The organism is Massilia phyllostachyos (assembly GCF_021044825.1).
GTDB classification, from domain to species: Bacteria; Pseudomonadota; Gammaproteobacteria; order Burkholderiales; family Burkholderiaceae_D; genus Telluria; species Telluria phyllostachyos.
This window is the reverse complement of the sequence record NZ_JAJNOC010000005.1, coordinates 282575-297780: the sequence shown is the minus strand read 5'-3', so window position 1 is coordinate 297780 and position 15206 is coordinate 282575. Positions and strand designations below refer to the sequence as shown.

General features: G+C 63.0%; 12 protein-coding genes. 5 read left to right on the top strand and 7 right to left on the bottom strand.

Translation table 11 applies throughout. The annotated features are described in order from the left end of the window. Positions 1-11: 11 nt before the first annotated feature. From LQ564_RS16835 to ssb, 3 genes are all read right to left on the bottom strand, one after another. The gene (locus LQ564_RS16835) at positions 12-1292 is read right to left on the bottom strand and encodes a type II toxin-antitoxin system HipA family toxin (protein ID WP_231059267.1); all 1281 of its coding nucleotides are present in this window, start codon (positions 1290-1292) and stop codon (positions 12-14) included. A 2-nt stretch (positions 1293-1294) separates the two neighbouring features. Beyond that, entirely contained in the window at positions 1295-1540 is a 246-nt protein-coding gene (locus tag LQ564_RS16830) for a helix-turn-helix domain-containing protein (protein WP_231059266.1), read from the bottom strand. A 201-nt stretch (positions 1541-1741) separates the two neighbouring features. After that, on the bottom strand, positions 1742-2242 hold the full coding sequence (ssb, locus tag LQ564_RS16825) for a single-stranded DNA-binding protein (protein ID WP_209589756.1): 501 nt from the start codon (positions 2240-2242) through the stop codon (positions 1742-1744). A gap of 449 nt (positions 2243-2691) precedes the next feature. Here ssb and uvrA point away from each other — a divergent pair, with 449 nt between their 5' ends. Together uvrA and LQ564_RS16815 are read left to right on the top strand one after the other, a co-directional pair. Further along, positions 2692-5541 (top strand): excinuclease ABC subunit UvrA, encoded by a 2850-nt coding sequence (gene uvrA / locus LQ564_RS16820; protein WP_231059265.1) that lies wholly within the window; start codon positions 2692-2694, stop codon positions 5539-5541. Positions 5542-5880: 339 nt separating this feature from the next. After that, a complete protein-coding gene (locus LQ564_RS16815; RefSeq protein ID WP_231059264.1) occupies positions 5881-6333 on the top strand; it encodes a DUF2214 family protein in 453 nt (150 codons plus the stop codon). Positions 6334-6428: 95 nt separating this feature from the next. Here the strand turns inward: LQ564_RS16815 and LQ564_RS16810 are convergent, their stop codons facing one another. Beyond that, positions 6429-8291 carry a phosphoenolpyruvate carboxykinase (GTP) gene (locus LQ564_RS16810; RefSeq protein ID WP_231059263.1) on the bottom strand — a complete coding sequence of 621 codons (1863 nt, stop codon included), beginning with the start codon at positions 8289-8291 and terminating at the stop codon, positions 6429-6431. 345 nt (positions 8292-8636) lie between these two features. On the opposite strand from LQ564_RS16810, the gene LQ564_RS16805 reads away from it, so the two are divergent. Beyond that, positions 8637-9629, top strand: a complete 993-nt coding sequence (locus tag LQ564_RS16805; protein ID WP_231059262.1) for a D-2-hydroxyacid dehydrogenase family protein — start codon at positions 8637-8639, stop codon at positions 9627-9629. Positions 9630-9807: 178 nt separating this feature from the next. Here the strand turns inward: LQ564_RS16805 and LQ564_RS16800 are convergent, their stop codons facing one another. Beyond that, positions 9808-10566 carry an L-asparaginase gene (locus LQ564_RS16800; protein WP_231059261.1) on the bottom strand — a complete coding sequence of 253 codons (759 nt, stop codon included), beginning with the start codon at positions 10564-10566 and terminating at the stop codon, positions 9808-9810. A gap of 137 nt (positions 10567-10703) precedes the next feature. On the opposite strand from LQ564_RS16800, the gene LQ564_RS16795 reads away from it, so the two are divergent. Both LQ564_RS16795 and LQ564_RS16790 read left to right on the top strand, forming a co-directional pair. Beyond that, positions 10704-11189 carry an asparaginase domain-containing protein gene (locus LQ564_RS16795; protein WP_231059260.1) on the top strand — a complete coding sequence of 162 codons (486 nt, stop codon included), beginning with the start codon at positions 10704-10706 and terminating at the stop codon, positions 11187-11189. 93 nt (positions 11190-11282) lie between these two features. Then, the gene (locus LQ564_RS16790) at positions 11283-12902 is read left to right on the top strand and encodes a catalase (protein ID WP_231059259.1); all 1620 of its coding nucleotides are present in this window, start codon (positions 11283-11285) and stop codon (positions 12900-12902) included. Positions 12903-13050: 148 nt separating this feature from the next. Here LQ564_RS16790 and LQ564_RS16785 read toward each other — a convergent pair whose 3' ends face one another. Next, on the bottom strand, positions 13051-13947 hold the full coding sequence (locus tag LQ564_RS16785) for a recombination-associated protein RdgC (RefSeq protein ID WP_231059258.1): 897 nt from the start codon (positions 13945-13947) through the stop codon (positions 13051-13053). 77 nt (positions 13948-14024) lie between these two features. After that, the gene (dinB, locus tag LQ564_RS16780; protein WP_288379441.1) at positions 14025-15137 is read right to left on the bottom strand and encodes a DNA polymerase IV; all 1113 of its coding nucleotides are present in this window, start codon (positions 15135-15137) and stop codon (positions 14025-14027) included. Positions 15138-15206: the final 69 nt, after the last annotated feature.

Here is a 15206-nt window from a genome sequence, read left to right as displayed (position 1 = left end):
TCGCCGCAAGCTTATGTGACGATGCGCTGTCGCATCCTGCGCGTGATGGAGGCCACCTTGTCGACGATCCTTTGTGCGAGGACGCGCTCGCTCGCCCCCAGCCTGGTCATGACTTCAGTTGCCGCGGCCGGCACCGCGGCATCGACGGCATCGGCCATGCTGTCGGCCACCTTGTCGAGATATTTCGCACCGATGCCCAACTGTCCCGCCAGCTCCACGACGTGCTCCCGCGTGAGCTTCCCGGGATCGGATTCTCCGGCAATCGAGAAGGCGAAATGCGCGCCTAGACCGGCATAGGCGCGGGTACACATCAGGTCATAGAAGGGCGCCAGCCGCATGCCGCGCCCGACGGCGATCATGGACAGGTTCTTCGCGTGCGAATCGTTGTTCCCCGTGTAGAGGTTGAAGAACAGCCAGCGCAGTAACTGACGCTGATCGACGCCTGGCTGGGCGGACCGTTGCAGTAGCGCGAAGCATTCCGCGAATCCGGGGCCGCCGTCGTGCTCGTATTTGACGTCCGACGCCTTGCCGAGCAGCTGGCAGAAATCGGCCTGCCATATGCGGCGCACCGTGCCGTCTTCCATGCGCCGGCGGTCGTAGCGCTCGACCAGGCAAGCGCGCGTCACGGGCTGGTAGGCCACCGCGGCCGTAGGCAGGCCGCACTTGCTTGCCGCAAGCATCATGATGGTTTCGTTGACCGCCGATGCGAAGATGTTGATGTCGGACCTGACGATATCGGGCTTGAGGATATGCGTGGAGGGAGAACTGCCCATCGGCCGCTGGGGAGTGCCATCTGCGTCGATATACAGCAGCAGCTTGTGCTGCGCGCCCGAGATCGACATCCGGGGCGTCGGCAAATCCTTGGCGGCTTCTTCGATGGCCTCGCGTTCGGCCGGATTGGCGTCACGATGCATCAGGGCGTCGACCTGCTCCCAGGTCAGCGGCTGATAGACGGGACTTTCCGGTTCCTCTCCTTCAGGCAGCAAGACGACCGAGCCGGCACTTTCTCCTCCGACGCGCGACAGCAGGCCGAAGACCGTCGATACCTGCTCGCGCATGCTGATGAGCGTGCGCTGGTCGCCCTCCGGAAGCAGGTTTTCGAAAAACGCCGTGACGAAAGGAGAATCGAAGAGTTCCGCACTCAGCGGCAAGGCCGGGTGTAATGGTTGCGCGTCACGTTTTTCCAGCCAGCCCCGACTGTAGCGGAAGCTCAGGGGCTCGGATGGATAGAGTGTCCCCATCAGTTCATCCGGACCAAATACCGACAGGGCCGATGGCAAGGACTTTGCCATGATCACGTCTTGCGCACGATGAGTTCAAGGCCCAGCAGGCCAAGCACGTCGATGGCCTTTTGCATCTGGATGGTTTCCTTGCCACGCTCAAGGTCGATGATGAAACGATTGCCGAGTCCCGCAAGGCCGCTGACATCTTCCTGTGTCATCCCTTGACCCTTGCGTACTTCGCGCACCAGCTTGCCCAACTCATCCATGGAACGTACGGACTTTTCGTTCCAGTCTTCAGGCTTGGTCGGCCTTTTCATCTTCGCCCCCGAATCTGCATGATCGGTAAGATTATAAGAAGAAAGTACGCACGAAATTTCAAAAAATGATAGATCGGTAATATTTGGGTCAGATGGACGAAAGATTGCTAGTGAGCTTACCGAACGGTAATTAATTATTGATACAACAGATAAAAAAACCCTCTTCATGGAAGAGGGTTTTAGTCATGAGGCAAATTGCAATCAGAACGGAATATCGTCATCCATGTCCGAGAAATTCGGCGCAGGACGCTGCGGCTGCGGACGTGCTGCCGGCGCCGGCGGGGCCTGGCGCGGGGCCGGGCGCTGTTGCGGCTCGTAGCCGCCGTCGTCCATGCCGCCACCCATGCTGTCGCCGCCGCCCATGCCCTGGCGGCCGCCCAGCATCTGCATGTTTTCCGCGATGATGTCGGTCGCGTAGCGCTCGATGCCGTCCTTGTCGGTGTACTTGCGGGTCTGCAGGCGGCCTTCGACGTAGACCGAGGAGCCCTTCTTGAGGTACTGGCCGACGATTTCAGCCAGGCGGCCGAAGAAGGAAATGCGGTGCCATTCGGTCAGCTCCTTCTGCTCGCCGGTCTGGCGGTCTTTCGACTTGTACGAGGTGGCGACCGCGATGTTCGCGATGGCGTCGCCGCTCGGCATGTAGCGGATTTCCGGGTCACGGCCGAGGTTGCCGACGATGATGACTTTGTTAACGGATGCCATGTTTCTTGCTCCAATGAGTTTTGTAGAGCCCTGACTCTGCGTGATTTCCAAGCGTCAGGGAACGTGGTGCTGCAGCCAAGTATTATGGGGCCGATGAGCAGACAAAAAAAGAGATTTTTTACGTCATGCCGGGGCACACGATTGAGGCGGATTGACAAGTGATGATCAGGCTTTGACCCGGCGTCCCACAAAAATTTTCGTCTTCTGGCCGCTTTGTCATTGAAGAGGCCGCGATACGGCCCACATACGACGAACCTGGTTTCCGAAGGTTGGATTTCCTATGCCAGACTGGCATCGAAACGTATTCCAGCGGCACAAAACTGCTGGATGCATGTACAGCCTTTCGGAAAACGCGCTACACTACCTGGTTCTCCCCGACAGGCCCGCTCACACCAAGCTGTACCCCGTGCGCCGGCCCCGCAAACTTACAGAAAGCCATCAAAAACTTAATGGAAGAAATTCGGATCCGCGGCGCACGCACGCACAACCTGAAAAACATCAACCTCGACCTTCCGCGCAACAAGCTGATCGTCATCACGGGCCTTTCGGGTTCGGGCAAGTCCTCGCTCGCTTTCGATACCCTGTACGCCGAAGGCCAGCGCCGCTACGTCGAGTCGCTGTCGGCCTACGCGCGCCAGTTCCTGCAGCTGATGGAAAAGCCGGACGTCGACCTGATCGAAGGCCTGTCGCCGGCGATCTCGATCGAGCAGAAGGCGACCTCGCACAACCCGCGCTCGACCGTGGGCACCGTCACCGAGATTCACGACTACCTGCGCCTGCTGTATGCGCGCGTCGGCACCCCGTATTGCCCGGACCACCCGCACGAGCCGCTGGCCGCGCAGACCGTGTCGCAGATGGTCGATGCCGTCCTCGCCATGCCGGAAGGCACCAAGCTGATGATCCTGGCGCCGGTCGTGGCCAACCGCAAGGGCGAGCACGGCGACCTGTTCCAGGCCATGCAGGCCCAGGGCTTCGTGCGCTTCCGCATCGCCAGCGGCGTCAATGCGGCCAAGATCTATGAAATCGACGAGCTGCCCAAGCTCAAGAAGACCGAGAAGCACACCATCGACGTCGTCATCGACCGCGTCAAGGTGAATGCCGAGATCAAGCAGCGCCTGGCCGAAAGCTTCGAAACCGCGCTGCGCCTGGCCGACGGCCGCGCCGTGGCCTACGAGATGGATACCGAGAAGGAAACCGTCTTCTCGAACAAGTTCGCCTGCAACGTCTGCGGCTATTCGCTGCAGGAGCTCGAGCCGCGCCTGTTCTCCTTCAACAACCCGATGGGCGCCTGCCAGGAATGCGATGGCCTGGGCCACATCGAGTTCTTCGATCCGAAGCGCATCGTCGCCTTCCCGCACCTGTCCCTGGCCTCCGGCGCCGTGAAGGGTTGGGACCGCCGCAACCAGTTCTACTACCAGATGCTGCAGAACCTGGCGGCCTACTACGAGTTCGACCTCGACAAGCCATTCGACAGCCTGCCGAAGTCGGCCCAGGATGCGGTGCTGCACGGCTCCGGCAAGACCTCGATCCCGTTCAGCTACGTGAACGAACGCGGCCGCACCGTGATCCGCGAGCACACCTTCGAGGGCGTGGTGAACAACCTGCAGCGCCGCTACCGCGAGACCGATTCGATGGCGGTCAAGGAAGAGCTGGCGAAGTTCATCAACGAGAAGAAATGCCCGGCCTGCGACGGCGCGCGCCTGCGCACCGAAGCGCGCTTCGTCAAGATCGGACAAGGAGCGCAGCAACGCGCCATTTACGAGGTCTCGGACAAGCCGCTGCGCGACACCCTGGACTTCTTCGAGAAGCTGGAACTGACCGGCGCCAAGAAGGATATCGCCGAGCGCGTCATCAAGGAAATCACGGCGCGCCTGAAGTTCCTGAACAACGTCGGCCTCGATTACCTGTCGCTCGACCGCAGCGCCGACACCCTGTCGGGCGGCGAGGCGCAGCGCATCCGCCTGGCCTCGCAGATCGGTTCCGGCCTGACCGGCGTGATGTACGTGCTCGATGAACCGTCGATCGGCCTGCACCAGCGCGACAACGACCGCCTGATCGCGACGCTCAAACATTTGCGCGACATCGGCAACTCGGTGCTGGTGGTCGAGCACGACGAGGATGCGATCCGCACCGCCGACTACATCGTCGACATGGGCCCGGGCGCCGGCGTGCACGGCGGCGCGGTGATCGCGGCCGGCTCGCTGCCGGAGATCATGCAGAGCGAGCATTCGCTGACCGCCCAGTACCTGGACGGCCGCCGCAAGATCCACGTGCCGAAGAAGCGTACCAAGATGGACCCGGCGCGCCAGCTGGTGATCACTGGCGCCAAGGGCAACAACCTGAAGAACGTGTCGCTCACCCTGCCCGTGGGCCTGATGACCTGCGTCACCGGGGTCTCGGGTTCCGGTAAATCGACCCTGATCAACGACACCCTGTACCCGGCCCTGTCGCGCCACCTGTATGGTTCGCAGACCGAGCCGGCCGAACACGAGTCCATCCACGGCCTCGAGCACTTCGACAAGGTGATCTCGGTCGACCAGGCGCCGATCGGCCGCACCCCGCGTTCGAACCCGGCGACCTACACCGGCCTGTTCACGCCGATCCGCGACCTGTTCGCCACCGTGCCGACCGCCAAGGAACGCGGCTACTCGGCGGGCCGCTTCTCGTTCAACGTGAAGGGCGGCCGCTGCGAAGCCTGCCAGGGCGACGGCGTGATCAAGGTCGAGATGCACTTCCTGCCGGACGTGTACGTGCCTTGCGACGTCTGCCACGGCAAGCGCTACAACCGCGAGACGCTCGAGGTGCAGTACAAGGGCAAGAACATCACCGAAGTGCTGGAGATGACGGTCGAGGATGCGCACGAGTTCTTCAAGCCGGTGCCGGTCATCGCACGTAAACTCCAGACCCTGCTGGATGTCGGCCTCGGCTACATCAAGCTCGGGCAGAGTGCGACCACCCTGTCCGGCGGCGAGGCGCAGCGCGTCAAGCTGTCGCTGGAACTGTCCAAGCGCGACACGGGCCGCACCCTGTACATCCTGGACGAACCGACCACCGGCCTGCACTTCGCCGACATCGACCTGCTGCTGAAGGTGATCCACCGCCTGCGCGACCAGGGCAATACGCTGGCGATCATCGAGCACAATCTCGACGTGATCAAGACGGCGGACTGGATCGTCGACCTGGGGCCGGAAGGCGGCGCTGGCGGCGGGACGATCGTTGCGAGCGGGACGCCGGAAGAGGTGGCGAAGAACAAGGCCAGTGTGACGGGCAAGTATCTGAAGCCGTTGTTGAAAGGTTAAATACAGGCTTCGCCTGATTCACTTGTTAGCCCAAAGACCGTCGTACGCCCCACTGGGGCCTACGACTACCGGCGAAGGCCGGTACCCAATTTTGCTTGCAAACCTGTAGCTGTCGAAGCAGTCACAGGGCAAAGGAATTGGGCTCCGGCCTTCGCCGGAGCGACGGTCTTCGGGCTGGTGGCATTAAATGAAACAGGGGCAGCGCCACCAGGCACTGCCCCTGTTCTTTTGTGCGCGTCTATCTGCTGCGCTCCCGCTCCGCCTCGCTCTTCATCTCCATCTTGACAAGGCGTCAAGCCCGCGCGACATTGGAAGCCCCTGCTCATCCGCTCCCCGGACATGATCGATTTCTTCCTCGCCAGCGTTCACCACCTGATCGTATTCGGCATCGCGGCCGTGCTGGCCGCGGAGCTGGCCCTGATGCGTCCGGCGGCGATGTCGCCGCACACGGTGCGGCTGCTGGGACGCTTCGACGCCGCCTACGGCCTGCTGGCGATCGCCATCCTGTTCGCCGGCTTCGCCCGGGTCTGGCGCGGCGCCAAGGGAGCCGAGTTCTACATGGACAATCCGATGTTCTGGGCCAAGATCGCCGCCTTCGGCGTGGTCGGCATCCTGTCGATCCGGCCGACGATGCGCATCGCGGCCTGGCAGAAGCGGCTCAAGCTCGATGCGAGTTTCGTACCGCCGCTGGAAGAGATCAGCATGCTGCGCCGCATCCTGCTGGCCGAAATTCACGTGTTCGCGCTGATCCCGATTTTCGCAGCGGCCATGGCACGCGGGATCGGGTATTAAAGGCGGCAACAAAAAAGGGACAGGCTGCTTGCCTGTCCCTTTTTCATTGGCTGGCGGTCTATGTCGCCTCTACCACTCCCCCTACTCCATAACCCTTACGCGCCCAGGCGCCCCTCCAGCTGCTGCTTGGTATCGACCAGTTCCTGCGGCAGGCGATAAGCGAGCTTCTCGAACAGTTCGGTGTGCAGCTTCAGTTCCTCGACCCAGGCGTCCTTGTCGATCGAGGTGATCTGGGTGAACTGCACTTCGCTGAACTCCGCGCCCTCCCAGTTCAGGTCGCCGTAGTTCGGCGAGGTGCCGAACATGTGCTGCTGGCCGGCCGGGGCGCTGCCGTCGGCGCGGTCCAGCACCCACTTCAGCACGCGCATATTGTCGCCATAGCCCGGCCACACGAAGCCGCCGTCTTCGCCGGTGCGGAACCAGTTGACGCAGAAGATCTTCGGCAGCGTGCCCTTGGCTTCGACTTTCTTGCCGAGGTCCAGCCAGTGCTGGAAGTAGTCGCTCATGTTGTAGCCGATGAAGGGCAGCATCGCGAACGGGTCGCGGCGCACCACGCCCATCTGGCCGGCGGCGGCGGCGGTGGTTTCCGAACCCATGGTCGCGGCCATGTAGACGCCTTCGACCCAGTTGTTCGCTTCGGTCACCAGCGGCACGGTGGTCGAGCGGCGACCGCCGAAGATGAAGGCCGAGATCGGCACGCCGGCCGGGTCGTCCCAGGCGGCGTCGATGACCGGGTTCTGGGTCGCGGCGACGGTGAAGCGCGCGTTCGGGTGGGCGGCCTTGGTGCTAGACGCCGGGGTCCAGTCCTTGCCCTGCCAGTCGATCAGGTGATCGGGCGCCTGCTTGGTCATGCCTTCCCACCAGACGTCGCCGTCGTCGGTCAGCGCCACGTTGGTGAAGATGACGTTCTCGCGCAGCGAGGCCATGCAATTCGGGTTGGTCTTGTCGTTGGTGCCCGGGGCCACGCCGAAGTAGCCGGCTTCCGGGTTGATGGCGTACAGCTTGCCGTCCGCGCCCGGCTTGATCCAGGCGATGTCGTCGCCGATGGTCGTGACCTTCCAGCCGTCGAAGGCCTTCGGCGGGATCAGCATCGCGAAGTTGGTCTTGCCGCAGGCCGAGGGGAAGGCGGCCGCCACGTATTTCTTGTCGCCCTTGGGCGATTCGACGCCCAGGATCAGCATGTGTTCGGCCAGCCAGCCGGTGCCGCCCTGCTGCGCTTCCTGGTAGCCCATGTTCGAGGCGATGCGCAGCGCGAAGCATTTCTTGCCAAGCAGCGCGTTGCCGCCATAACCCGAGCCGAAGGACCAGATCTCGCGGGTTTCCGGATAGTGGACGATGTACTTGGTGGCGTTGCACGGCCACGGCACGTCCTTCTGGCCGGCAGCCAGCGGCATGCCGACGGTGTGCACGCAGGGCACGAAGTCGCCGTCCGTGCCGAGCACGTCGAACACGGCCTTGCCCATGCGCGTCATGATGCGCATGTTGACGGCGACATAGGGCGAGTCGGACAGTTCGACGCCGATGTGGGCGATCGGCGAACCCAGCGGGCCCATCGAGAACGGCACCACGTACAGGGTGCGGCCGGCCATGCAGCCGTCGAACAGGCCATGCAGGGTGCGGCGCATCTCGGCCGGGTCCATCCAGTTGTTGGTCGGGCCGGCCTGCTCTTTCGTGCTCGAACAGATGAAGGTGCGGTCTTCGACACGTGCCACGTCCGACGGATCCGACCATGCCAGGTAGGAATTCGGGCGCTTGGCCGGGTTCAGTTTCTTCATGGTGCCGGCTTCGACCATCTGCGCGCACAGGCGATCGTACTCTTCCTCGGAACCGTCGCACCAGTAGATGCTGTCAGGCTTCGTCAGGGCAGCGATTTCCGCGACCCAATTGATGAGCTTCTGGTGTTTGACGTGAGCTGGAACGTTCAGTGCGGCGACGCCGCCCATGACGGGCTGGTTCATACATACCTCCAATGCCAATTAAGAATACTGTCACGGCAGGATCGTCCGTCTGGCCGTGCCCTGAGTAAAATGGCTGATCGCTCCAGCGGAGCGCGGCGAGGTGTTACAACTACGGGCGATCGTGTCGACGGTCTCGAAAGGAGACCGGAACGGTGCTGAACAAGTCGGCGAATGATGCGCCAGACCCCTCAGGAATTGGCCGATTGTACACCCCAAAAACGCGGATTTAGCTCAGCTACTACAAAAAAGTAGTCAAAAATGTCCGACTAATGTAGTAGGCTATTTATGATCTTTTTAGAAGCTGTTATTTCGCTACGCACAGTCCCTTAACTTGAAGCAACTCATATGAAAATAGCTGTTCTCGACGATTATCAGGACGCCGTCCGGGGCCTGTCCTGCTTCCGCCTGCTCGATGGGCACGAGGTCAAGGTCTTCAACCATCCGACCCGCGGACTGGGACAGCTGGCGATCCGGCTGGCGCCCTACGACGCCCTGGTGCTGATCCGTGAACGCACCGCCTTCCCCGCCGCCCTGCTCGCCCGGCTGCCGAACCTGAAGCTGATCTCGCAGACCGGCAAGGTCAGCGGCCACATCGACGTGGCGGCCGCGACCGAACACGGCATTGCGATCGCCGAGGGCATCGGCTCGCCGGTGGCGCCGTCGGAGCTGACCTGGGCGCTGATCATGGCGGCCAGCCGCAAGATCGTGCCGTATGCGAACAACCTGAAGGATGGGCTGTGGCAGACCGCTTCGGTGAACCCGGTGCTCAACGGCCTCGGACGCTCGCTGCGCGGACGCACCTTGGCGATCTGGGGCTACGGCAAGATCGGGCAACTGGTTGCAGGCTATGCGCGCGCCTTCGGCATGCGGGTGCTGGTGTGGGGGAGCGAAGGCAGCCGGCAACGGGCGCTGGCGGACGGCCTGGAAGCGGCGGCGTCGCGCGAGACCTTGTTCGCGCAGGCCGATGTGCTGACCTTGCACCTGCGGCTGGCGGAAGAGACGCGCGGCATCGTAAAGGCCGATGATTTCGCGCGCATGAAGCCGGATGCGCTGTTCGTGAATACCAGCCGGGCGGAGCTGGTGGAAGAAGGCGCGCTGGAGCAGGCGCTGCGTTCAGGGAGGCCGGGATATGCGGCGCTGGATGTGTTCACCAGTGAACCGTTGCGGGCGGATGCGCCGCTGCTGCGGATTCCGACGGTGCTGGCGACGCCGCATTTGGGGTATGTGGAGCAGGATAGTTACGAGATTTATTTCCAGACGGCGTTCGAGAATGTGGTGCGGTTTGCTGGTGGGCAGCCGGATAACATTTTGAATCCGGAAACGTTGGGGAAGCGGTAGGTGCTGCGACTTCGGTGGGGAAATTGGGCTCCGGCCTGCGCCGGAGCGACGGTCTTCGAGCTAGCAACTAGCGGTAGAGTCGTCGTACGCCCCACTGGGGCCTACGACTTCCGGCGAAGGCCGGAACCCAATTCCAAAGCACAATGAGACCAGACCCGAGCGCAGCGAGCCACCAAGCTCAGCGCAACTCCGGCTCCCCCGTAATGAGATTGACCTTCCTCGCCGGCATCACATGCCTGCCACTCCACAACCCCGCCCACCCCGGCGGCCAGCCGATGTCCGGCCCCGCATAAGGCTGCAAGCCCGCCCGCACCGGCACGATGGGCACCGGCGGCGCCTCGACCAGCGCGCCGCCTGCGGGCCGTTCCATGTTCAGGCTGTACATGTACCCCGGCAGCAGCAGCTCGCATGCCTGCTCGAACCACGCCGTGTGATCCTCGTCGCGCCCCAGCGCCTGCGCCAGCCCCTGCGGATCGAACTTCGCCAGCGCATGGATCAGCTCTTCGGTGGTGGCGCCCGGCGAATCGCCCCAGCCCATCACCGGGTTGTTGTTGTACTCCGCCCCCGAGCCATACCAGCCTTCGCGCCAGGTGCGCTGCATCCAGTTGCGCGGGCCGGTGAACAGGTGCCAGCGCCAGTGCAGGCCGGATGGCTTGGGCCAGGAATACAGGTACAGCTTCTGGTAGCCGGCCTTGTGCAGCTCGCGCACCACGTCCATCAGGCGCGCGTGCGGCATGCGGTCCGGCGGGGCGCGGCGGAACAGGATCGGTTCGCCGTCGGCGTGCTGCACTTCGTCGCTCGACAGGTTGAGGTCGAGGGTGCGTGCTTCGTTGCCGAAGCGCGCCGAAATCCACCCGGTCAAGAGGTTGACGTGGGTGATCACGCCATAGCCTCGATGGCGGTGGAAAATGACGGTGCCCGGTGCGACGGCTTTCATGGGAGGAAGTAGAGAAGAGGAAAAAGACGACAGAGTTTACTCAACCGATCCGGACGATTCTAGCGCAGTCACATATGGATACACTACCGTTTGCGGCTATCATTACCAACCTTTTTTCTGCACGTGGATAAACCAACATGACTCTGCGAATCATCGCCACCGGCGGCACTTTCGACAAACACTACAATGAACTGAACGGCGTGCTCGGCTTTGCCGACAGCCACCTGCCGGCCGTGATCGCGCGCTCGCGCATGACCGTGCCGTGCGCGCTGGAAGTGCTGCCGCTGCTCGATTCGCTCGACATGCAGGACCCCGACCGCCAGCGCGTACTGGCTTCCTGCCAGGCGGCGAGCGAACAGGCGATCGTCATCATCCACGGCACCGACACCATGCGCGAAACGGCCGCCGTGCTGGGCGCCGCGAACCTCGGCCAGACCATCGTCCTGACCGGCGCCATGATCCCCTACGAGATCGCCAACTCGGACGCGCTGTTCAATCTCGGCTTCGCCTGCGGCGTGGCGCAGACCCTGCCCGCCGGCGTCTACGTCGCCATGAATGGCCAGGTTTTCCCGTGGGATAACGTCACCAAGAACCGCGCCGCCGGCGTATTCCAGCAGCTCTAATAAACAGCTTTTTCCGCAGGGCAGCCGCGCGCTGCCCGACGCGGCCTCTTCCTATACTCGCTTCTCCCGTGTACCCGTAACAAGGAGAGAAGCATGAGCGAGCAGCGTCCCATCCTGACCACCCGCCAGGGCCACCCCGTCAGCGACAACCAGTCCCTGCGCTCGGTGGGCGAACGTGGTCCGGCCACGCTCGAGAATTACCAGTTCATCGAGAAGATCACGCACTTCGACCGCGAGCGCATCCCCGAGCGCGTGGTGCATGCGCGCGGCACCGGCGCCCACGGCGTGTTCGAGGCCTACGGCACCATCGGCGGCGAGCCGGCCAGCAAGTACACGCGGGCGCGCGTGCTGAACGAGGTCGGCGTGCAGACCCCGGTGTTCGTGCGCTTCTCGACCGTGATCGGCGCCAAGGAGTCCCCGGAAACGGCGCGCGACCCGCGCGGCTTCGCGATCAAGTTCAAGACCGTCGACGGCAACTGGGACTTGGTGGGCAATAACCTGAAGGTCTTCTTCATCCGCGACGCGATCAAGTTCCCCGACATGATCCATGCCTTCAAGCCGGACCCGGTCACCAACCAGCAGGAGCCGTGGCGCTTCTACGATTTCATCTGCAGCCATCCGGAAGCGCTGCACATGGTCACCTGGGTCAAGAGCCCATGGGGCATTCCTGCGACTTATCGTGAAATGGAAGGCTCGGGCGTGAACACCTACAAGCTGGTCAATGACCAAGGCGTGGCCCACCTGGTGAAGTTTCACTTCGAACCGAAGCAGGGCGTACGCAACCTGACGTCGCAACAGGCGGCCGAGATCCAGGCCCAGGACACCAGCCACGCCACGCGCGACCTCTACGATGCGATCGAGCGCGGCGATTATCCGGAATGGGAATTCTGCGTGCAGATCATGTCCGACGGCGAACATCCCGAACTCGACTTCGACCCGCTCGACGACACCAAGCGCTGGCCGGAAGACCAGTTCCCGCTGCTGCCGGTGGGGCGCCTGGTCCTGAACAAGAATCCGGACAATGTGTTCGCCGAGACCGAGCAGTCGGCCTTCGGCACCGGCGTGCTGGTGGACGGCATCGACTTCTCGGACGACAAGATGCTGCAGGGCCGCACCCTGTCCTATTCCGACACCCAGCGCTACCGCGTCGGGCCGAACTACCTGCAGCTGCCGATCAACCAGCCGCAAGCCGGTGCCGCGGCGCGCACCAACCAGCGCGACGGCCAGATGACCTTTTATGTCGACGGCCGCGGCGAGGACAAGCACATCAACTACGAACCGAGCCTGGTGGGCGGCTACCAGGAAGCGCCGAAGCCGGAGAAGGAATACCACCAGTGGGTCGAGGGGCACCTGGGGCGCTACCAGACCACGCGCACCGCTGACGACTACGCGCAGGCGGGGGCGCGCTATCGTACATTCGAGGACTGGGAGCGCGACGACCTGGTGAACAACGTCGGGGGCGACCTGAAGAAATGCCCGGAACCGATCCAGCTGCGCATGGTGTGGCATCTGTGGCACTGCGACGAAGACTACGGGCGGCGCGTGGCGGAGGTGGCGGGGATCGACCTGGAAAAGGCGAAGGCGCTGCCGCCGCTGGCGGGCAAGCCGGCGCCGGGGCAAAAGCGCGAAGGGGCGACGTATTCGAGCGGGAAGCGCGAGGCGGGGGATGCGACGGGTACGGAGCCGTCGACGAGTGAGGAGATGGCGAAGTAAGTGTTAGCGGATGAGCCGTCGCACCGGCGGAGGCCGGTGCCCAAGATCTGCGTGCGCTATCGAAACGCATGCAAAAATTGGGTTACGGCCTTCGCCGGAAGTCGTAGGCGCCAGTGGCGCGTACGACGTTCTACTGCTCACTAATTAATCAGGCTTTGGCTTCGCCGCCCAGCGCCTCGACCACATCCGCCAGCAGCTTGGCCAGCTCCCCCGTCATCAACACGATGTCGTTATCAAACCGCTCATCATCGCTATAAGTAACCGCTTCCCCTTCCTTGATCACATCCAGCGGCTTGATCCCCTTGATCGCCAGCGACTCGGTCAGCACGAAGCTGATGCGGTCGTTCCAGGTCATGGCCAGGCGGGTGCATTGCTTGCCGGCGGCGATGTGGCGGCGGATGTCGTCCGGTTCCAGGGTGTGCTTCACGTAGCGCACGGCGGCGCGGCTTTCGCCGGTGGCGCGCAGTTCGGTGTCCTGGTCGATGGTGAAGCCGTACGGCGCTTCATCGGCTTCCAGCCAGCCGGTCATCACGGCGACCGGCGATTTCTGCACGCGCAACGATTCCAGCGGCATGCGGTCGACTGCTTTCAGCAGCAGCTTGATGACGTCGTCCGCCTTCGACGGGCTGGCGGCGTCGACCACCAGCCAGCCGTTGACCGGGTCGATCCAGACCCAGACGTTGCTGCGGATCGAGAAGGCGCGCGGCAGCAGTTCATCGGCCACGCGTTCCTTCAGGTCCTTCATCGCCTTCTTGCCCGGCGGGAAGCCCTGCTGTTCTTCCAGCTCGGCGGCCTTGGCCTTGGCGACCTGGTTGATGACCGAGCTCGGCAGCAGCTTCTTCTCGTTACCCAGCATCATCAGCATCTGCTTGTTGACGACGTGGACCAGCTTGCCGTTGCCGCGTGGCGAATCCCAGCCCTGGCGCAGCAGCTCGTTGCTGCTGGCGGGCGTGAAAGCCTGCGACTGCAGTGCTTCTTCCATCTGTTCCGGGGTGAATGCCCAGGGAGCGGGCAGGCGATAAATCTGGAGATTCTTGAACCACATACGCGTGTTATCCGTTGTATCAATTTTGTGGGGAACGACATTCTACGCCGACGTTGATGCCTGCGAGAATGAAAAAATTATTCTGTTGTCGGGTCGCTAACGGCCTCGACGATCGCTGCCGGCAGCGCATCCTCGAACAGGCGCAATTGCTCGACGATTTCGGTATCGCTCAAGCGCACGCCGACACCGAGCAGGCGCACCGGGCGGCTGGCCCTGGCCCAGCCGGTCTCCATCAGGCGTGCAAAGGTCGGGATATGTGGCGCATAGCCAACACACTCGACCGTCGTCTGCTGGAAGTCCGAAAACTTGATCTTCACGAACAGCTTGTTGATGAACTTTTCGGCGCCGTTGCGCTTGATGCGTCCAAGCAGGTGCTCATATAAATCCGGCAGCAGGCGCAGGCAGGCGTCCAGGTCCGGCACGTCCGGCGTATAGGTCTCCTCGGTGCTGATCGACTTGCGTTCGCGCGAGGTATTCACTTCGCGTTCGTCGATGCCGCGGCACAGCTTGTGCAGGCGGTAGCCGAAGCTGCCGAAGTGTTCCGTCAAGCGCTCGATGCTCCATTCGCGCATGTCGCCGCAGGTCTGCAGGCCGAGACGGTGCATCTTTTCCGCCGTCACCTTACCGACGCCATACAGCTTCTTCACCGGCAATGCCGCGACGAATGCATCCACCTCGTCGGGGCGCACCAGGAACAGCCCGTCCGGCTTGTTCCAGTCGCTCGCGATCTTGGCCACGAACTTGTTCGGCGCCACGCCGGCCGAGGCGGTGATACCGACGGTGTCGAAAATCCGCTGGCGGATTTCCTGCGCGATCAGGGTGGCGCTGCCCTTGCAGTGCGGCGAATCGCTGACGTCGAGATAGGCTTCGTCGAGCGAGAGCGGCTCCACCAGCTCGGTATAGTCGCGGTAGATGTCCATGATCTGGCGCGAAGCAATCCGGTACTTTTCCATCGCCGGCGGGATCACCAGCAGGCCCGGGCACAGCTTCATGGCTTGCGCCGTGGCCATGGCCGAATGGATGCCGAAGCGCCGCGCCTCGTAGTTGCAGGTCGCCACCACCCCGCGCTGGTCGGGACGGCCGCCGACCGCGAGCGGACGCCCGCGCAGGGACGGATCGTCGCGCATCTCGACCGATGCGTAGAAACAGTCGCAATCGCAGTGGATGATTTTACGAAGGGGGGCGTTCACACGGACGCAAGGCCGACTACTGTAATTGCATACAGTATCGGTCGAAAGTGGAGTTAATGCAATACCGGC